The organism is Plantibacter sp. MMLR14_011 (assembly GCF_001865025.1).
Taxonomy (GTDB): domain Bacteria; phylum Actinomycetota; class Actinomycetes; order Actinomycetales; family Microbacteriaceae; genus Plantibacter; species Plantibacter flavus_A.
This window is the reverse complement of sequence record NZ_MJGW01000072.1, coordinates 123215-141104: the sequence shown is the minus strand read 5'-3', so window position 1 is coordinate 141104 and position 17890 is coordinate 123215. Positions and strand designations below refer to the sequence as shown.

The 17890-nt window shown below is 70.1% G+C and carries 17 protein-coding genes; 14 read left to right on the top strand and 3 right to left on the bottom strand.

Translation table 11 applies throughout. The annotated features are described in order from the left end of the window. Nucleotides 1-7: 7 nt before the first annotated feature. Both BIU99_RS17325 and BIU99_RS17320 read right to left on the bottom strand, forming a co-directional pair. Nucleotides 8-688: a response regulator transcription factor gene (locus tag BIU99_RS17325; RefSeq protein WP_071262346.1), complete on the bottom strand. Its 681-nt coding sequence runs from the start codon at nt 686-688 to the stop codon at nt 8-10. Continuing rightward, nucleotides 685-2394 carry a cell wall metabolism sensor histidine kinase WalK gene (locus BIU99_RS17320; protein WP_071262345.1) on the bottom strand — a complete coding sequence of 570 codons (1710 nt, stop codon included), beginning with the start codon at nt 2392-2394 and terminating at the stop codon, nt 685-687. The genes BIU99_RS17325 and BIU99_RS17320 overlap by 4 nt, the downstream gene beginning before the upstream one ends. 207 nt (nt 2395-2601) lie before the next feature. On the opposite strand from BIU99_RS17320, the gene nusA reads away from it, so the two are divergent. From nusA to rbfA, 4 genes are all read left to right on the top strand, one after another. Further along, entirely contained in the window at nt 2602-3603 is a 1002-nt protein-coding gene (gene nusA, locus BIU99_RS17315; protein ID WP_071262344.1) for a transcription termination factor NusA, read from the top strand. A 5-nt stretch (nt 3604-3608) separates the two neighbouring features. Further along, nucleotides 3609-3878, top strand: a complete 270-nt coding sequence (locus tag BIU99_RS17310) for a YlxR family protein (protein WP_064295349.1) — start codon at nt 3609-3611, stop codon at nt 3876-3878. A 350-nt stretch (nt 3879-4228) separates the two neighbouring features. Further along, nucleotides 4229-6937 carry a translation initiation factor IF-2 gene (gene infB, locus BIU99_RS17305; protein ID WP_071262343.1) on the top strand — a complete coding sequence of 903 codons (2709 nt, stop codon included), beginning with the start codon at nt 4229-4231 and terminating at the stop codon, nt 6935-6937. Between the two features lie 118 nt (nt 6938-7055). Next, nucleotides 7056-7493: a 30S ribosome-binding factor RbfA gene (gene rbfA, locus BIU99_RS17300; RefSeq protein WP_064294508.1), complete on the top strand. Its 438-nt coding sequence runs from the start codon at nt 7056-7058 to the stop codon at nt 7491-7493. Between the two features lie 157 nt (nt 7494-7650). Here rbfA and BIU99_RS17295 read toward each other — a convergent pair whose 3' ends face one another. After that, nucleotides 7651-8535 carry an A/G-specific adenine glycosylase gene (locus BIU99_RS17295; RefSeq protein ID WP_071262342.1) on the bottom strand — a complete coding sequence of 295 codons (885 nt, stop codon included), beginning with the start codon at nt 8533-8535 and terminating at the stop codon, nt 7651-7653. A 38-nt stretch (nt 8536-8573) separates the two neighbouring features. Between BIU99_RS17295 and BIU99_RS17290 the strand changes: the two genes are divergently transcribed. From BIU99_RS17290 to BIU99_RS17245, 10 genes are all read left to right on the top strand, one after another. After that, nucleotides 8574-9248 (top strand): uridine kinase, encoded by a 675-nt coding sequence (locus tag BIU99_RS17290; RefSeq protein ID WP_071262341.1) that lies wholly within the window; start codon nt 8574-8576, stop codon nt 9246-9248. Between the two features lie 64 nt (nt 9249-9312). Then, nucleotides 9313-10248 carry a tRNA pseudouridine(55) synthase TruB gene (gene truB / locus BIU99_RS17285; RefSeq protein ID WP_071262389.1) on the top strand — a complete coding sequence of 312 codons (936 nt, stop codon included), beginning with the start codon at nt 9313-9315 and terminating at the stop codon, nt 10246-10248. Then, nucleotides 10245-10613: a hypothetical protein gene (locus BIU99_RS17280; RefSeq protein WP_064294504.1), complete on the top strand. Its 369-nt coding sequence runs from the start codon at nt 10245-10247 to the stop codon at nt 10611-10613. The genes truB and BIU99_RS17280 overlap by 4 nt, the downstream gene beginning before the upstream one ends. A gap of 102 nt (nt 10614-10715) precedes the next feature. Further along, nucleotides 10716-11135 carry a hypothetical protein gene (locus BIU99_RS17275; protein WP_071262340.1) on the top strand — a complete coding sequence of 140 codons (420 nt, stop codon included), beginning with the start codon at nt 10716-10718 and terminating at the stop codon, nt 11133-11135. Beyond that, nucleotides 11132-12064, top strand: coding sequence for a bifunctional riboflavin kinase/FAD synthetase (locus tag BIU99_RS17270; protein ID WP_064294502.1), 933 nt, complete (start codon nt 11132-11134; stop codon nt 12062-12064). Before BIU99_RS17275 ends, BIU99_RS17270 begins: the two co-directional genes overlap by 4 nt. Then, nucleotides 12064-13293: an MFS transporter gene (locus tag BIU99_RS17265; protein WP_071262339.1), complete on the top strand. Its 1230-nt coding sequence runs from the start codon at nt 12064-12066 to the stop codon at nt 13291-13293. The genes BIU99_RS17270 and BIU99_RS17265 overlap by 1 nt, the downstream gene beginning before the upstream one ends. 146 nt (nt 13294-13439) lie before the next feature. Beyond that, the gene (locus BIU99_RS17260; protein ID WP_083397443.1) at nt 13440-14441 is read left to right on the top strand and encodes a sugar-binding transcriptional regulator; all 1002 of its coding nucleotides are present in this window, start codon (nt 13440-13442) and stop codon (nt 14439-14441) included. Next, the gene (deoC, locus tag BIU99_RS17255) at nt 14438-15460 is read left to right on the top strand and encodes a deoxyribose-phosphate aldolase (protein ID WP_071262338.1); all 1023 of its coding nucleotides are present in this window, start codon (nt 14438-14440) and stop codon (nt 15458-15460) included. The genes BIU99_RS17260 and deoC overlap by 4 nt, the downstream gene beginning before the upstream one ends. A 6-nt stretch (nt 15461-15466) precedes the next feature. Continuing rightward, complete coding sequence (locus BIU99_RS17250; protein WP_071262337.1) at nt 15467-16963, top strand: aldehyde dehydrogenase family protein; 1497 nt, start codon at nt 15467-15469, stop codon at nt 16961-16963. Continuing rightward, nucleotides 16960-17820, top strand: coding sequence for an aldehyde dehydrogenase (locus BIU99_RS17245; RefSeq protein ID WP_064294498.1), 861 nt, complete (start codon nt 16960-16962; stop codon nt 17818-17820). The genes BIU99_RS17250 and BIU99_RS17245 overlap by 4 nt, the downstream gene beginning before the upstream one ends. Nucleotides 17821-17890 lie beyond the last annotated feature (70 nt).

The window sequence follows — 17890 nt, the reverse complement described above, 5'->3', positions numbered from 1 at the left end:
ACGACCGCTACTGCGCTCTCGTGCTGAGGCGGTAGCCGGCCCCGCGGACCGTCGCGATGGCGTCCTTGCCGATTTTGTTCCGGAGATACCGCACGTAGACGTCGACGACGTTCGAACCGGGATCGAAGTCGTAGCCCCAGACCCGGCTGAGGAGCTCCTCACGGCTGAGGATCTGGTCCGGGTGGCGGAAGAACTCCTTGGCGAGGGCGAACTCGCGGGTGGACAGCTCGACCGGCACCCCGTCGACGAGGACGCGTCGTTCGCGCAGCTCGAGCTCCAGGCGACCGACCGACAAGCGTTCCGGGACGGCGGCGGTCGACGCCGGAGCCCGCTCGGCGAGGCGGCGGCGGATCCTGGCCAGGAGCTCCTCGAACCGGAAGGGCTTCGACATGTAGTCGTTCGCCCCGCCGTCGAGGCCCGCGACGAGGTCCCGCGCGGAATCACGGGCGGTCAGGATGATGACGGGGAGCTCGCTGCCGTCGTCGCGCAGCCGTCTGAGCACCTCGAAGCCGTCGACGCCGGGGAGTCCGATGTCGAGGACGAGCAGGTCGAAGTCGCCGCTCTCCGCCAGCTCGACGACCTGCGAGCCGTCGACTGTCACGTCCGCCGTGTGTCCGGCGGCACGCAGGCCCTTGCTCACGAACGCGGAGATCCGCGTCTCGTCCTCGGCGACCAGGATCCGGCTCATGCGTGGTCCTCCGGCGCACTCCGCCGAGCCGAGGTGTCGACGAGGTCCGGGAAGTCGTCCTCAGGGGACGGTGCTCGCGAGCGTGGTGGTTCGTCGTTCGCGGGGCGTGCATCGCCGGGTGTCGGTCCGGCCTGCATCGCCGCGGTCGTCTGCGCCTCAGCGGCATCCTGAGCCGCCTGCGCCTCTCGCAGCGCGATCGCCTGCGCCATCGCGCTGCGGGGGATCGCCGCGGTCTCGTCCGGGTCGAGGTCGAGGTCAGGGTCGGACCCCTCGTCGTCGTCCGCCACCGCGAGCGGCAGTCGGATGCTGAAGAGGGAGCCGGCCTGCCGCGTGTCCTCGACCTCGGCCCATCCGCCGTGTGCTGCGGCGATCGCCTGCACGATCGACAGGCCGAGGCCGGAGCCGGCGACACCCCGTCCACCGCTCACCCGGGTGAACCGGTCGAAGATGCGTTCGCGGAGCGCCTCCGGCACCCCGGGCCCGTCGTCGGCGACGGAGAGCACGAGCGCCGGATCGTCCGACTCGTCGAACCGGCTCGAGATCACGATCGTCGACCCGGCCGGGGAGTACTTCGCGGCGTTGTCCGCGAGCTGCAGCCAGGCCTGGGCCAGGCGCCCGGCGTCGACGTCGGCGGTGAGTGCGGCCTGCTCGCCCAGGGTCCACTCGTGTTCGGGCGAGATCGCCGTGGCCTTCTCGTGGACGGAGGCGGTGAACGCCTCGATGTCGACCGGCTCCCGGTCGAGGGTCGACGCGAGTCCGGCCGTCGAGAGCTCGGTGATGTCGGCGACGAGGGAGCTCATCCGGTCGAGTTCGTCGAGGGCGAGGTCCCGGGTGGCGGCCACCTCCGCGGGGTCGGACGGATCGAGGAGCTCGAGGTGTCCTCGCACGATGGTCAACGGGGTCTTCAGCTCGTGGCCGACGTCGTCGAGCAGTTGGCGTTGACTGGTGAAGGCCTCGTCGAGCCGGTCCAGCATGCCGTTCACGGTCGTGGTGAGCTCCGAGACGTCGTCGCGACCGACGACCGGGATCCGCTCGTCGAGGTCCGACTCGGTGATGCGGGCCGCGGCGTCCCGCAGCAGCCGGATGGGGTGGAGCAGTCCGCCCGCGAGCTGCCAGCCGACGAGGCCGAGCAGGAGCAGGCACACCACGGCGACAACGATCTCGACGGCGAGGATGCCTCGGGACTCCGCGAGTGCCGCGTGCACGTCCGTGGCGATGACGACGTGGGCCGCACTCGGGTCGCCGACGACCTGCACCGGGATGATCGCGTACCGCACGGTGCGGTCACCGGTGGCCTCACCCGTGACGACGCCGCGGGACGCGCGGGCCGTGATGGCGTCGAGCAGCCGCGGGTCGTCGTCCAGCCGGAAGGCGGACGGGGCGCTGGGCGCGACCGTCGAGCCGTCGGCGCGCACGCCGACGGCGGTCTCGTCCTCGGCGAAGATCCAGCGTCGCATCACGGCGTCGACGGCCGCGTCGCTCGTCGCCGGGGCGTCGGCGGAGTCGCCTGAACCGACCACCATGAAGGCGATGAGCTCGGCGCTGTGCTCCAGGCGGGCGTCGATGGTCGCGAGGGTCTGCTGCCGGCCGAGCGTGTAGGTGGAGACGCCCACGAGCGTCATCGCGAGCGTCGTCGCGAGCAGGATCGCGACGAGGATCCTCACCCTCGTGCTCCGCATGACGTTCCGCAGCTCGCCCAAGACCATTGGCCAATCATGTCACCCGCTCCGAGACGCGGTCGAGCCGGGGCGGCACCCCTCGAGGACGCGCGGCCGCTTCCCAGCTGAGTGGATGACGTACCCCTCGGCATCCGGTACCGTAGACAGACGGGTTCGGCACCACGGCAGCAGCATGCCCGTCGTGCCGCTGCACGTCTTGCCGCGGCACCACCAGTTGAATAGAGGAGGCCATCGATGGACATCGATCTCGGTTTGTTGAAGTCGATCGAACGCGAGAAGGAGATCCCGCTCGAGGAGCTCGTCGTGATCATCGAGCAGGCCATCCTGAGTGCGTACCTGAAGAGCACCGAGGGTACCGACACCACCGCACGCGGCGACGTCCCGGCGGCCCGCGTCCACCTCGACCGCAAGACCGGCCACGTCGGGGTGTTCGTGCCCGAGTTCGACGACGAGGGCGTCCTGATCGGGGAGGCCGAGAGCACGCCGGACGACTTCGGCCGCATCGCCGCCTTCGCCGCGAAGCAGGTCATCTTCCAGCGACTCCGCGACATCCAGGACGACGCCGTTCTCGGTGAGTTCAAGGGCCGCGAGGGCGACATCATCGCGGGCGTCATCCAGCAGGGCCCGAACCCGCGCATGATCCACGTCGACCTCGGCACCATCGAGGCGATCCTTCCGCCCGAGGAGCAGGTGGCCGGTGAGGAGTACCCGCACGGTGCGCGCATCCGCGTGTACGTGACGAGCGTGACGAAGGGCCTCAAGGGTCCGCAGATCACCGTCTCGCGCACCCACCCCGGACTCGTACGGAAGCTGTTCGCGTTGGAGGTCCCGGAGATCGCGTCCGGCATCGTCGAGATCGTCTCACTCGCTCGCGAGGCCGGACACCGGACCAAGATCGCGGTGAAGGCGAACGACCCGAGCATCAACGCCAAGGGCGCCTGCATCGGTGAGCTCGGGCGTCGCGTCCGCGCGGTCACCGACGAGCTGGGTGCCGAGAAGATCGACATCGTCGACTACTCGCCCGATCTGCCGACGTTCGTCGCGAACGCGCTCTCCCCGGCCAAGGTCACGAGCTCGTACGTCATCGACCAGTCGCTCAAGGCCGTCCGGGCGCTCGTGCCGGACTACCAGCTGTCGCTCGCGATCGGCAAGGAGGGGCAGAACGCCCGTCTCGCCGCCAAGCTCACCGGCGCCAAGATCGACATCCAGCCGGACTCGATCCTCGAATCGGACTGAGCCGGATGGAACCGGTGCGGACCTGCGTCGGCTGTCGCCGTCGCGAGCCGCGCTCGGCACTGCTGCGCGTCGTCGCGGTCGAAGGGGCGCTCGTCCCCGACGCCGCGGCGCGCCTGCCGGGTCGCGGATCCTGGGTGCACCCGACGTCGGCGTGCGTCGACCAGGCGGTGCAGCGTCGGGCGTTTACGAGGGCGCTCAGATTGCATGCGGGACCCGACCCGTCGGCGGTCCAGGCCTTCGTGTCGACGGAACCGGCCGCGCCGACGGCTGAATGACGTCGTCGGGCTCGAACGACCCGCTCACGACCCGGTGGTGAGCCCGCACCCAGGGTCGGGGTGTACGATGGTGAGTGCACGCGAGAGCGCTCCGGCGCACACCGTGCTTCCCACCGCAGGTATCAGGCCCGGATCCCGGGCCTCCATCCTGCTGCCGCCCCACCCGGGTGCGGCATTCCGAGAGAACAGGCTGAACGGCTAATGGACAACTCATGAGCGGCTCGAAATGAGCACCGTCCACCACTAACGCTTGCCCCTGCCTGGGTGCAAGCTCAGACAGGAGAATTGTGGCTGCAAAACCACGTGTACACGAGATCGCATCCGAACTCGGAGTAGACAGCAAGATCGCCATGGCGAAGCTCAAGGAATTGGGCGAGTTCGTCAAGGGACCGTCTTCCAGTATCGAACCACCGGTGGCCCGCAAGCTGCGCGCCGCCCTCGAGGCCGAGGGCGCGAAGGCGTCAGCCGCCCCCGCAGCCCCGGCGAAGCGTCCGGCCACGCCCGGCGCTCCGACCCCGGGCCCAGCAGCGCCCAAGGCTCCGGCCCCCGCGGCACCCGCCCCCAAGGCTGAGGCGCCCGCTGCGCCTGCGCCGAAGCAGGCATCCCCAGGCCCGAAGGCTCCGGCCGCTCCCGCTCCCGCCCCCGCGGAGGCACCAGCTGCCGCTGCTCCGGCGGCACCGTCCGCACCCGCGGCTCCGGCCGCCGGCGACTCGCCCTCCGGCGACGCCGCGAAGCCGGGCGGCCCCCGTCCCGGTGCTCCGCGTCCGGGGAACAACCCGTTCGCGTCCTCGCAGGGCATGGGCCAGCGCCCCACCGGCACGCCGCGTCCGGGGAACAACCCGTTCGCAGCGGCTCAGGGCATGGGTCAGCGTCCGAACCCCAGCAACATTCCGCGTCCGCAGGCTCCGCGCCCCGGCTCGCCCCGTCCGGGCGTCGGCCAGGGTCAGCGTCCCGGTGGCCCCGGTCGTCCGGGTGGCGCAGGTCGTCCCGCCGGCGGCGGCGGCTTCCGTCCCGGTGGTGCCGGTGGTGGCTTCCGTCCCGGCGGTGCCCCCGGTGGTGCACCCGCCGGTGGATTCGCCGGTCGCCCTGGTGGCGGCGGCGGTCGTGGTCGCGGACCCGGCGGTGGTACCGCAGGTGCCTTCGGTCGTGGTGGCGGCAAGAGCAAGGCACGCAAGTCGAAGCGGACGAAGAGGGCCGAATTCGAGCTGCGGGAAGCCCCGTCGCTCGGCGGCGTGAGCGTCCCCCGCGGCGATGGCAACACCATCATCCGTCTGCGTCGTGGCGCGTCCATCTCGGACTTCGCCGACAAGATCGACGCCAGCCCCGGCAACCTCGTCACCGTGCTGTTCCACCTCGGTGAGATGGCGACGGCGACGGAGTCGCTCGACGAGGCGACCTTCGACGTGCTCGGTTCCGAGCTCGGCTACAAGATCCAGATGGTCTCGCCCGAGGACGAGGACCGGGAGCTCCTCGAGGGCTTCGACATCGACCTCGACCAGGAGCTGGAGGACGAGTCCGACGAGGACCTCGCCATCCGTCCCCCCGTGGTCACCGTCATGGGTCACGTCGACCACGGTAAGACGCGCCTCCTCGACGCCATCCGCAATGCGAACGTCGTCGCCGGCGAGGCCGGTGGCATCACGCAGCACATCGGTGCGTACCAGGTCGTCGCTGAGCACGAGGGCATCGAGCGTCCGATCACCTTCATCGACACCCCGGGTCACGAGGCGTTCACCGCCATGCGTGCTCGTGGTGCGCAGGTCACCGACATCGCGATCCTGGTGGTCGCGGCGGACGACGGCATCATGCCGCAGACGGTCGAGGCCTTGAACCACGCGCAGGCGGCCAACGTGCCGATCGTCGTCGCGGTCAACAAGGTGGACAAGCCCGACGCCAACCCGGCCAAGGTGCGCCAGCAGCTGACCGAGTACGGCCTCGTCGCCGAGGAGTACGGCGGAGACGTCATGTTCGTCGACGTCTCGGCTCGTGCCGGCACCGGCATCAAGGACCTCCTCGACGCCGTGCTGCTCACCGCGGACGCCGGTCTCGACCTGCGCGCCAACCCGAACAAGGATGCACGCGGTGTGGCCATCGAGGCCAAGCTCGACAAGGGCCGCGGTTCCGTCGCGACCGTCCTCATCCAGTCGGGTACCCTCCGCGTCGGTGACGCGATCGTCGCCGGTACGGCGTACGGCCGCGTCCGTGCGATGGTCGACGAGAACGGCGACACCGTCTCCGAGGCGGGTCCCTCGCGTCCCGTCCAGGTGCAGGGCCTCTCGAGTGTTCCTCGGGCAGGCGACACCTTCCTCGTCACCGAGGAGGACCGCACCGCGCGTCAGATCGCCGAGAAGCGTGAAGCTGCGGAGCGCAACGCCGCTCTGGCCAAGGCCCGCAAGCGCATCTCGCTCGAGGACTTCACCCGTGCACTCGAAGAGGGCAAGGTCGAGGCGCTCAACCTCATCATCAAGGGTGACGTCTCCGGTGCCGTCGAGGCACTCGAGGAGTCGCTGCTCAAGATCGACGTCGACGACAGCGTCCAGCTGCGGATCATCCACCGCGGTGTCGGTGCGGTCACCGAGTCCGACGTCAACCTCGCCACGATCGACAACGCGATCATCATCGGGTTCAACGTGCGCCCCGACCCGAAGGCGCGCGAGCGCGCGGCCCGTGAGGGTGTGGACGTCCGCTTCTACTCGGTCATCTACAACGCACTCGAGGACGTCGAGCAGAGCCTCACCGGCATGCTCAAGCCCGAGTACGAAGAGGTCCAGTCCGGTGTCGCCGAGATCCGCGAGGTGTTCCGTTCCTCCAAGTTCGGCAACATCGCGGGTGTCATCGTCCGCTCGGGCACGATCACGAGGAACGCCAAGGCGCGGGTCATCCGCGACGGCGTCGTGGTCGGCGACAGCCTGGCGATCGAATCGCTGCGTCGGTTCAAGGACGACGTCACCGAGGTGCGTACGGACTTCGAGGCCGGTATCGGTCTCGGCAAGTTCAACGACATCCAGATCGGCGACGAGATCGAGACGATCGAAATGAAGGAGAAGCCGCGCGGCTAGTCCGCTCGGCCGGTCCCCGTCGTCCTCCTCCGGGAGGGCGGCGGGGATTCCTGCTTGTATTGTGTGTGCAGCATCCGTCGGGCGGCCCTCCGCCCGGCGGTCATCAGAGGAGGACGAGATGGCAGAGAACCCCAGGGCCCGCAAGTTGGCGGACCGCATCAAGGAAGTCATCGCCAAACGGCTCGACAAGGGCATCCGCGACCCGCGGCTCGGCTTCGTGACGATCACCGACGTACAGGTGACCGGCGACCTCCAGCACGCGAACGTGTTCTACACGGTGTACGGCTCCGACGAGGAACGCGCCGACACCTCGGCCGCGCTCGAGTCCGCCAAGGGCCTGTTGCGTGCCGAGATCGGCCGCAACATCAACACCCGGCTGACGCCGAGCCTCGACTTCTTCCTGGACGCGATCCCGGAGAACGCGCAGCACATCGAAGACCTGCTGCGCGAGGCGAAGAACCGCGACACCGAGGTGGCCGGGCTTGCCGCCGGTGCCGCCTACGCCGGCGACGAGGATCCCTACGTGAAGCCGCGCGAGGTCGACGCCGAGGACTAGTCACCTCGCACCACCCTTCGACAGGCTCAGGGGCCGGGTTGCTTCGTCCGGTCGCTGAGCCTGTCGACGTGCGCCCTTCGACAAGCCCAGGGACCGCGAGTGGGGCCCAGGGACCGCGAATGGGGCTCGAGGACCGCGGGCGGGGCTGAGAGGCCGGTCAGTCGTGGGGGAGTGCGTATCCGCCGTCGACGCGCACCGCGAGGCGGTCGGCGACCAGTCCGGCGAGTGCGCGGTCGAACTGCTCGCCGTCGGGCCAGAGCGTCCGGAGTTCCTCGTCCGTCAGGGAGCGGTGGGTCGAGCGGAGCTCGGCCATGATGATGCCCCGGACCTGTCGGTCGCTGCCCGCGAACTGCTTCTGCTTCGTCTTGACCGGTCCGTCGTAGGCCGGATATCCCGCTGCGCGCCAGGCGCACACCTCGCGGAGCGGACACTCCTCGCACCGCGGTGCTCGAGCGGTGCAGACCACCGCGCCGATCTCCATCATCCCGGCGTTGAAGACGGCTGCCTCCGAGCGGGACTCCGGCAGGAGCGCCTCCATCGCTGGGAGGTCCGCCTTGGCGTTCGGCGGCCCGGGCTCGCCGTGGCCGCGGACGACTCGGGCGATGACCCGTCGGGTGTTCGTGTCCACCACCGGGTGCCGGTCCCCGTAGGCGAAGACGGCGACGGCGCGAGCGGTGTAGTCGCCGATGCCGGTGAGCGCCAGGAGCTGATCCACGTCCGACGGGACGATGCCGTCGTGTCGTTCGGCGATCTGGGTGGCCGCCGCATGGAGCCAGAGCGCTCGGCGCGGATAGCCGAGCCGGCCCCAGGCGCGGACGGCTTCTGCCGGTGGTTCGGCCGCCAGGTCGGCGGGCGTCGGCCAGCGCCCGAGCCACTCCTCGAGCCGCGGGATCACCCGGCTGACCTGCGTCTGCTGGAGCATGAACTCCGATACGAGCGTGCCCCAGGCGGGGAACCCCGGGCGTCGCCACGGGAGGTCGCGCGCGTTGATGCGGAACCATCCCGTCACGAGCGGGGCGAGGTCGGAGGGTTCGGGCGGCACCGCACCAGCCTACGATCCGCGCGGGTAGGCTCGGCGCCATGAAGCTCGTCACGACACCACGGATCGAGTTGCTCCGGCAGCTGCGAGACCAGTTCCAGCGGGACTACCCACGAGGCCGTACCCTCATCGCGGTGGACGGCGTCAGCGGCTCCGGCACGGCGGCGTTCGCCGACGGACTGGCCGAGGTGTTCGACGAGGCCGGACGCGCGGTGTTCCGTGCCTCGATCGACGACTTCCACCGTCCTCGCGAGGAGCGGTACGCGCGGGGGCGGGACTCGGCCGAGGGGTACTGGCTCGACTCGTTCGACTACTCGCTGTTCCGCCGGGTGCTCGTCGAGCCCTTCCGCCTGGCGGGCAGCGCCGGCTTCCAGCTCGTCGGGTTCGACGAGCAGCGCGACGTCGGCGCTCCTTTGCGTTGGACGACCGGCCCGCAGGACGCCGTCCTCATCGTCGACGGCGTCTTCCTGAACCGTCCCGAGCTCCGCGGCCTCTGGCATGCGTCGGTCTGGCTCGACGTCCCGATGGCGACGGCCTACGAGCGGCTGCACGAGCGCCTCGGCGTCGACGCCGACCCGACGGCGCCGTCCAACGCACGCTACGTGGGCGGGCAGGCGCTCTACCGCAAGGACGACGACCCGACCGCGCGGGCGACCGCCCTCGTGGACAACACGGACGAGCGGCACCCACGGCGGATCTTCGCCGACTTCTGCTGAGCGCCGCCGCCCAGGGGTGATCCGGCCGCCCAGCGGTGCCGACCGCCGCTGGTACCGTTGCAAGGTGGTCGAGAACAGCACAGCAGCACCCGGGTCGGCGTCCGCCCGTCCCGGTGTCCTCCTCATCGACAAGCCGCAGGGACACACCTCCCACGATGCGGTCGCCCGGGTGCGGCGGCTCGCCGGCACGCGCAAGGTGGGGCATGCGGGAACGCTCGACCCCATGGCCACCGGGCTGCTCGTTCTGGGTACGCGCTCGTCGACCCGTCTGCTGACCTTCATCGTCGGTCTCGACAAGGAGTACACGGCGACCATCCGCCTCGGCGAGGCGACCTCCACCGACGACGCCGAAGGTGAGATCACCGAGCGCGCCGACCAGGCCGCAGTGGCTGCCGTGGACGACGACGCGATCATCGCCGCGATCCGTCCGCTGACGGGCGACATCGAGCAGGTGCCGAGCACGGTGAGCGCCATCAAGGTGGGCGGGAAGCGCGCCTACGCCCTGGCCCGCGAGGGGATCGAGGTGGAGCTGAAGTCCCGTGCGGTCACGGTCAGCGCGTTCGACGTGCTGGCCGTCCGTCGGGATGGCGCGGCGATCGACGTCGACGTCCGGGTCGTCTGCTCCTCCGGCACCTACATCCGCGCCCTCGCCCGCGACCTGGGGGCGGCCCTCGGCGTCGGCGGCCATCTCACCGCGCTTCGCCGGACCCGGATCGGACCCTTCGACGTCACGGACGCATCGACGATCGACGACCTCGACGTTGAGACGGCGCTGTTGCACCCGGCCGACGTCGCGAAGCGCCTGTTCGGTGCCCTCGAGCTCACGGAGCAGGAGGCGGTCGACCTCGGCCACGGGAAGCGGCTCGACCGCGACCTGCCGGCCGGCCACACCGGTCCGATCGCCGCCGTCGCGCCGGACGGCCGACTGGTGGGGCTCGTCGAGCGCCGTGGCGGCTCGCTCAAGTCGGTCGTGAACTTCCCGGCAGAGGAACCGGCATGATCGAGTGGTTCACCCTCGCCCAGATCGCGGTCGCGGTCGTGGCCGGGCTCCTCTGCATCGTGCTCGGGTTCGCCGGGCGCGCGCCGAACGACCTGACGATGGGGGCGACGGCACTCGTCGAGGTCCTCCTCATCGCGCAGCTGGTGGTGGCGATCGCCGCGCCCGCGTTCGGGAACACCGCCACCGGGAGTGTGCCCGAGTTCTACACCTACCTCGTCTCCGCGATGATCCTGCCGATCGCCGGCGGATTCTGGGCGCTCGTCGAACGCACCCGATGGTCGACGGTCGTCCTCGGCGTCGTCTGTCTCGCGATCGCGGTGATGCTCTACCGCATGGAGCAGATCTGGACCGTCCAGCTCGGCTGACCGTCGGCGCACCGACGGCGGTGGAGGACGACGGCACCGCAGCTCGCGTGACGGTCGCGAAGTGCCGGGGCGAGGGCCCGCGTCGCATAGAATCGTCGGGTCATGCCTCTCCCCACCACCGCTCCAGCCCGTCCACGCGTCCGTGGTGTCGGGGTCGTCCTCGTCGCCGTCTACGGCATCCTGGCGCTCGCCGCCACCGGCCGGTCCGTGGTGCAGATCACGACCAAGTTCGACCAGGCGCCCCTGGCGTATGTGCTCTCGGCCGTCGCTGCCGTGGTGTACATCCTGGCGACCGTCTCGCTCGTCGCACCTGGCGCCGTCTGGCGGCGGATCGCATGGGCCACGATCTCCTTCGAGCTCGCCGGGGTGCTGATCGTCGGCTTGCTGAGCCTGCTCGACCCAGAACTCTTCCCCCACGACACGGTCTGGTCCGGCTTCGGCCGCGGTTATGTCTACATCCCGCTCGTCCTCCCTGTCCTCGGACTGTGGTGGTTGGCCGGACATCGGCGTACCGGCAAATGATCACGTTCACCGAGCTCGACCAGGTCCCCGACGCCTTCGGACCGTCGGCCGTCACCATCGGCAAGTTCGACGGCGTCCACACGGGTCACCGCGCGGTCGTCGCCGCGCTCCTCGAGGAGGCCGCGGCAGCCGGTCTCAGCTCCGTCGCCGTCACCTTCGACCGCAACCCGCTGAGCCTCATCAACCCAGACCGCTGCCCGGCGTCGCTCGTGAGCAACGAGCAGAAGCTCGGTCTCCTGGCGGACGCCGGGGTCGACGCGGCCCTGCTGCTGCGCTTCGACCAGACACTGGCCCAGCTCACGCCCGAGGAGTTCGTCACCTCGATCCTCGTCGGAGCGTTGCATGCCAAGACGGTCCTCGTCGGCGAGGACTTCCGCTTCGGCCATCGCGGCCTCGGAACGGTCGCCACGCTGGAGTCGTTCGGTGAGGTCTACGGCTTCTCCGTGCGCGTCGTGGACGACGTCCGTCCCGGCGGCGGGCGTCGGGTGTCGTCCACCTGGATCCGCGAACTCCTCGAGGAGGGTGACGTCCGCGAGGCGTCGCGGCTCCTCGGTCGTCCGCCCGGCGTGCGGGGTGTCGTCGTCCACGGCGCCAAGCGTGGCCGGGAACTCGGCTTTCCGACCGCCAACCTGTCTCCCGATTCGCAGGGTCTGATCCCCGCGGACGGCGTGTACGCGGGTTGGTTGTTCTGGCGTGGACGTCGGTATCCAGCGGCGATCTCGGTCGGGAACAACCCGACCTTCGACGGCGTCCCGCAGAAGCAGGTCGAGGCCTACGTCCTCGACGAGACCGATCTCGACCTCTACGACGACGAGGTCGAGGTGCAGTTCGTCGAGCGCATCCGCGGCATGGTCGCGTTCACCGGGATCGAGCCGCTCATCGTGCAGATGACCGACGACGTCGAGCGCGCGCGCCGGATGCTGTCCTAGTGGGTCCGCGGCCCCTGTGGCGGGGGAGGGCCCTCGCGCTCGTCGGTATCGTGCTGGTCGCGGCGAACCTCCGAACGGCCGTCACCTCGCTGTCGCCGATCTACGCCGAGATCGACGGTGACATCGGCGTGGGGTCGGTGGGGCTGGGACTCCTCGGGATGCTGCCGCCACTGTGCTTCGCCCTCTTCGGCGTCTTCACCCCGCGACTCGTGCGTCGGCTGCACCTCGAACCGGTGCTGCTCATCGCGCTCGGGTCGATCGTCGCTGGGCACGTCATGCGCTCGCTCGCCCCCGACTTCGCCGTCCTCGCGATCGGGAGCGCGCTCTGCTTCGCCGGCATCGGCATCGGCAACGTCGTGCTCCCACCGCTGGTCAAGAAGTACTTCCCCGACCGCGTCGGCCTCGTCACCTCCCTCTACGCGACGGTCCTGTCGGTCAGCACGTTCATCCCGCCGCTGATCGCCGTACCGGTCGCCGACGCGGCGGGGTGGCAGGTGTCCCTCGGTGTGTGGTCCATCGTCGCCATGCTCGCCGTGCTGCCCTGGATCACGCTCATCGTCCGAGAGCGTCGGGATGCCCGGGCCGCCGCCGCGACGGACCCCGAGATCGAGGAGGTGCCTCGCGCCGGACGCGTCCTCGTCCATCGATCGCCGATCGCGTGGGCCATCGCGGCGGTCTTCGCCACCTCCTCGCTGAACGCCTACGCGATGTTCACCTGGCTCCCCACCATCGTCGGTGACGTCGCCGGCGTCACCCCGACCCAGGGTGGCCTGCTGCTCTCGCTCTTCTCCGCGATGGGTGTCCCGGCGAGCCTGATCGTCCCGATGCTCGTCGCGAGGCTGCGGAACGTCGCCGTCCTCGTCTACGTCGCGAGCGCGTGCTTCGTGCTCGGCTATCTCGGACTGCTCCTGTGGCCGGCGACGCTCACGTGGCTGTGGGTGCTACTGGCCGGCCTCGGCCCGCTGCTGTTCCCGCTCGCCCTCGTCCTCATCAACCTGCGGACGGCGACCCACGAGGGCGCGGTCGCCCTGAGCGGCTTCGTGCAGAGCGTCGGCTACACCCTCGGCGCACTCGGCCCCCTGGTCGTGAGCCTGCTGCACGCTGTGACCGGATCGTGGACCGTCCCGTTGCTGCTCCTGCTGGCGACCGGCGCGCTGTGCGCCATCGCCGGCCGTATCACCGGCCGACCGACGACGATCGAGGCCGACCTCGCAGCACGAGGTCGTTGACCGGTTTGTTCCGGATCTCCTGACGGATCCCCGGCGACGATGCGCATCCGCGCATCGCCCGCTGCTCATCTGAGCATGGACGCCAACAGACGTTGTCCGGGTGGTGGTGGCGTCCTAGGCTGGAGACGATCCGGAGGAGGCCCGAGGTGATCGAAAGCGACGAGCTGCTCGCGGTGCGCGCCGCGGAGCTGTACTACGACGAGACGAAGACCCAGGACGAGATCGGCGCGCTGCTCGGCATCACGCGGTGGAAGGTCGGCCGGCTCCTCGCCCAGGCCCGCGAACTCGGCTACATCCGCATCGAGATCGTGCACCCGCGCGCACGCCGTCTCCCACTCGAACGGGCGCTCCGCGAGCGCTTCGGACTCGCGGACGCGGTCGTCGTGCCGAGCCCGAGCGACAGTGCCGACCTCCACGAACGCGTCGCTCGCGCGGCGGCCGACTACCTCGGCGCCATGCGACCGGTGCCGCGGACGCTCGGCGTGAGCTGGGGGAGGACGCTGCGCGACATCGCCGACCACCTGTCCGACGGCTGGGCGACGGGGCTCTCCGTGGTGCAGATCAACGGCGGCGTGAGCCTCAACCAGCGCGTCGGCACCGCGGCCGCCACGGCTGCACGGATCGCCGAGAAGGGCCGTGGCGACGTCACCCTGCTCCCGAGCCCGGCGATCTTCGAGCGCCTGGAGACGAAGCTGAGCATCGAGTCGGACCGCACGGTTGCGGAGGTGCTCCGCACGGCCGCAGCGGCCGACACCTACCTGTACGGTGCCGGCGTGGCCGGACCCGACTCCGCCCTCGTCCACAGCGGATACCTCACGGCCGCAGACGTCGACGTCCTGGTCGCACGCGGTGCCGTCGGGGACGTCGTCGGCCGCTACATCGACGCCGAGGGCATGATCGTCGACCCCACACTCGACGAGCGCACGGTCGGGCTCGGACTCGAAGCGCTCCGGCGTGCCGGTCGCAGCATCGCGGTCATCGCCGGAGCGCAGAAGCACGCCGTCGCGAGAGCCGTCGTCAGCAGCGGCCTCTGCACCGTGCTCGTCACCGACGAGGCGACCGCGACGGCGCTCCTCGCCGACCACGAACCATCATCCGCCAAGCAGCACACCCCGGAGCAGGAACTGCTCGGAAGGAACGCACCATGACCACTCCACCAGGCGACCTCGTGGCGAAGCCGACGGCGCTCGAACTCGTCGACGGCCCCGTCACCGACGCCAGCCTCAGACGCTACCTCGACGGCCTCGCTGGCGTCGACGCCGTCGGGCTCGAACAGCGCGCAGCGGACCTCGGCACGCGCTCGATCAAGACGACGTCGAAGGCGTGGGCCCTCGACCGCATCATCGAACTCATCGACCTCACCACCCTCGAGGGCGCCGACACCCCCGGCAAGGTGCGCTCCCTCGTGGCCAAGGCCATCACCCCGGACGCCGGGGATCCCTCCACTCCGCGCGTCGCCGCGGTCTGCGTCTACGGCGACATGGTGCCGTACGCCGTCGAGGCGCTCGGCGCGGCGCACACGCAGCCGGGTGCGGCACACGACGCCGGCGGGATCAACGTCGCGGCGGTCGCGACGGCCTTTCCGAGCGGACGCGCCTCCCTCGCGGTCAAGCTGGCGGACACGGCCGACGCCGTCGACGCCGGAGCGGACGAGATCGACATGGTCATCGACCGGGGTGCGTTCCTCTCCGGCCGGTACGGCCAGGTCTTCGACGAGATCGTCGCGGTCAAGGAGGCCTGCCGTCGGAGCGACGGCACCTCGGCGCACCTCAAGGTCATCCTCGAGACCGGCGAGCTGAACACCTACGACAACGTCAAGCGCGCCTCCTGGCTCGCCATCCTCGCGGGTGGCGACTTCATCAAGACGTCCACCGGCAAGGTCGCGCCCGCGGCCACCCTCCCGGTCACCCTCCTCATGCTCGAGGTCGTCCGGGACTGGCACCGCCTCACCGGTGAGCAGATCGGTGTGAAGCCCGCCGGCGGCATCCGTTCCTCGAAGGACGCGATCAAGTACCTCGTGACCGTCGCGGAGACGGTCGGCGAGGAGTGGCTCCAGCCGCACCTGTTCCGCTTCGGCGCCTCGAGCCTCCTCAACGACGTGCTCCTGCAGCGTCAGAAACTCACCACCGGCCACTACTCCGGCCCCGACTACGTCACCATCGACTAGGACATCATGAGCTTCCTCGAATACGCACCAGCCCCGGAGTCCACCTCCGTCCTCCACCTCCGTTCCGAGTACGGCCTCTTCATCGACGGCGAGTTCACCGAGGGTACGGGTGGGACCTTCCAGACGATCTCCCCGAGCACCGAGCAGTCGATCGCGACGATCTCCGCGGCGAGTGACGCCGACGTCGATCGCGCCGTCGTCGCCGCGCGGCGTGCCTACGACCGCGTGTGGTCGAAGCTGTCGGGCGCCGACCGCGGCAAGTACCTCTTCCGGATCGCGCGCCTCGTCCAGGAGCGCGCCCGCGAGCTCGCCGTGGCGGAGAGCCTCGACAACGGCAAGCCGATCAAGGAGTCCCGCGACGTCGACGTCCCGCTCGTCGCCGCCTGGTTCTTCTACTACGCCGGTTGGGCCGACAAGCTCGACTACGCGGGCCTCGGCGCGAACCCTCGTGCCCTCGGGGTGGCCGGGCAGGTCATCCCGTGGAACTTCCCGCTCCTCATGCTGGCTTGGAAGGTCGCACCGGCGCTCGCCGCCGGCAACACGGTCGTCATCAAGCCGGCCGAGACCACCCCGCTCACGGCACTCATCTTCGCCGAGATCCTCCAGCAGGCCGAGCTGCCGGCCGGTGTCGTGAACATCGTCACGGGTGCCGGAGCGACCGGGGCGGCGATCGTGCGCCACCCCGACGTCGACAAGGTCGCCTTCACCGGGTCGACCGCCGTCGGGCGCGAGATCGCGAAGACCATCGCCGGCAGCGACAAGCGCCTGACGCTCGAGCTCGGTGGCAAGGCGGCGAACATCGTGTTCGACGACGCCCCGATCGACCAGGCCATCGAAGGCATCGTCAACGGCATCTTCTTCAACCAGGGTCACGTCTGCTGCGCCGGATCCCGGCTCCTCGTCCAGGAGAGCATCCACGACGAAGTCGTCGACCGCTTGAAGAGCCGTCTGCAGACGCTGCGCGTCGGCGACCCGCTCGACAAGAACACGGACGTCGGCGCGATCAACTCGGCCGAGCAGCTCGCCCGCATCCGCGAACTCTCGGACATCGGCGAGCTCGAAGGCGCCGAACGGTGGAGCCCGGACTGCGAGCTGCCCGAGAACGGGTTCTGGTTCGCGCCGACGATCTTCACGAACGTGTCCACCAGTCACCGGATCGCCCGCGAGGAGATCTTCGGTCCGGTCCTCTCGGTCATGTCCTTCCGGACACCCGCGGAGGCCATCGCGAAAGCGAACAACACCCCGTACGGACTCTCCGCGGGTATCTGGAGCGACAAGGGCAGCCGGATCCTCGCGGTCGCGGACAAGCTCCGCGCCGGCGTCATCTGGGCGAACACTTTCAACCGGTTCGATCCGGCCAGCCCGTTCGGCGGGTACCAGGAGTCGGGGTACGGCCGCGAGGGTGGTCGCCACGGGCTCGGTGCCTACCTCGCGCCGGCCGGATCATCGGCCGCCGCCACCGTCGCGCCATCCACGAGCACCACGAAGGAGGAGCAGCGATGAGCCGGCTCACCATCCCGAAGACCTACAAGCTCGCCATCGGCGGCAAGTTCCCACGCAGCGAATCCGGAAGGACGTACGAGGTGACGAACGCCAAGGGGGAGTTCCTCGCGAACGCATCGCTCGCCTCGCGGAAGGACGCCCGCGACGCGGTCGTCGCCGCACGATCGGCACTCGCCGGTTGGTCGGGTGCCACCGCCTACAACCGCGGCCAGGTGCTCTACCGCATCGCCGAGCTGCTCGAGGGTCGGCGGACGCAGTTCATCGAAGAGATCGTCCAGGCCGAAGGCGTCTCGCAGGCGAAGGCCGCGGCACAGGTCGACGAGGCCATCGACCTCTGGGTCTGGTACGCGGGCTGGGCGGACAAGTACGTCCAGGTGGTCGGGGGAGCGAACCCCGTCTCCGGTCCGTACTTCAACCTCTCGGTTCCGGAGCCGACGGGCGTCACCGCGCTCATCGCGCCGCAGGACTCGTCGCTCCTCGGATTCGTGAGCGTCGTCGCTCCAGCGCTGGTCGCGGGGAACACGGTCGTCGTGATCGCGAGCGAGCGCCTGCCGCTCTCCTCGATCAGCCTCGCCGAGGTGCTCGCCACGAGTGACGTCCCCGGCGGCGTCGTGAACGTGCTGACCGGATCGCCGGCCGAGATGGCTCCGTGGCTCGCCTCGCACGCCGACGTCAACGCGATCGACCTCGCAGGCGCCGGAGCACTCGACTGGGTCGAGCTCGAGGTCCTCGCGGCCGAGACGCTCAAGCGCGTGGTCCGTCCGAGCGGTGCCAGCGGTCCGGTTCCGGCGAGCCTCGACCGCATCACCGCGTTCACCGAGGTGAAGACCGTCTGGCACACGAAGGCGCTCCTCTAGCGGCCTGCAGCACCCGCGTGGTGCTTGCACAGCGGCGCCCGGCTGTACAGCCGGGCGCCGTCGTCGTCGA

Bases quoted from the DNA above. Each gene is read 5' to 3' on its own strand.
- BIU99_RS17325 (WP_071262346.1), bottom strand. From the start codon at position 688: ATGAGCCGGATCCTGGTCGCCGAGGACGAGACGCGGATCTCCGCGTTC.
- BIU99_RS17320 (WP_071262345.1), bottom strand. From the start codon at position 2,394: ATGGTCTTGGGCGAGCTGCGGAACGTCATGCGGAGCACGAGGGTGAGG.
- nusA (WP_071262344.1), top strand. From the start codon at position 2,602: ATGGACATCGATCTCGGTTTGTTGAAGTCGATCGAACGCGAGAAGGAG.
- BIU99_RS17310 (WP_064295349.1), top strand. From the start codon at position 3,609: ATGGAACCGGTGCGGACCTGCGTCGGCTGTCGCCGTCGCGAGCCGCGC.
- infB (WP_071262343.1), top strand. From the start codon at position 4,229: ATGGCGAAGCTCAAGGAATTGGGCGAGTTCGTCAAGGGACCGTCTTCC.
- rbfA (WP_064294508.1), top strand. From the start codon at position 7,056: ATGGCAGAGAACCCCAGGGCCCGCAAGTTGGCGGACCGCATCAAGGAA.
- BIU99_RS17290 (WP_071262341.1), top strand. From the start codon at position 8,574: ATGAAGCTCGTCACGACACCACGGATCGAGTTGCTCCGGCAGCTGCGA.
- BIU99_RS17280 (WP_064294504.1), top strand. From the start codon at position 10,245: ATGATCGAGTGGTTCACCCTCGCCCAGATCGCGGTCGCGGTCGTGGCC.
- BIU99_RS17275 (WP_071262340.1), top strand. From the start codon at position 10,716: ATGCCTCTCCCCACCACCGCTCCAGCCCGTCCACGCGTCCGTGGTGTC.
- BIU99_RS17270 (WP_064294502.1), top strand. From the start codon at position 11,132: ATGATCACGTTCACCGAGCTCGACCAGGTCCCCGACGCCTTCGGACCG.
- deoC (WP_071262338.1), top strand. From the start codon at position 14,438: ATGACCACTCCACCAGGCGACCTCGTGGCGAAGCCGACGGCGCTCGAA.
- BIU99_RS17250 (WP_071262337.1), top strand. From the start codon at position 15,467: ATGAGCTTCCTCGAATACGCACCAGCCCCGGAGTCCACCTCCGTCCTC.
- BIU99_RS17245 (WP_064294498.1), top strand. From the start codon at position 16,960: ATGAGCCGGCTCACCATCCCGAAGACCTACAAGCTCGCCATCGGCGGC.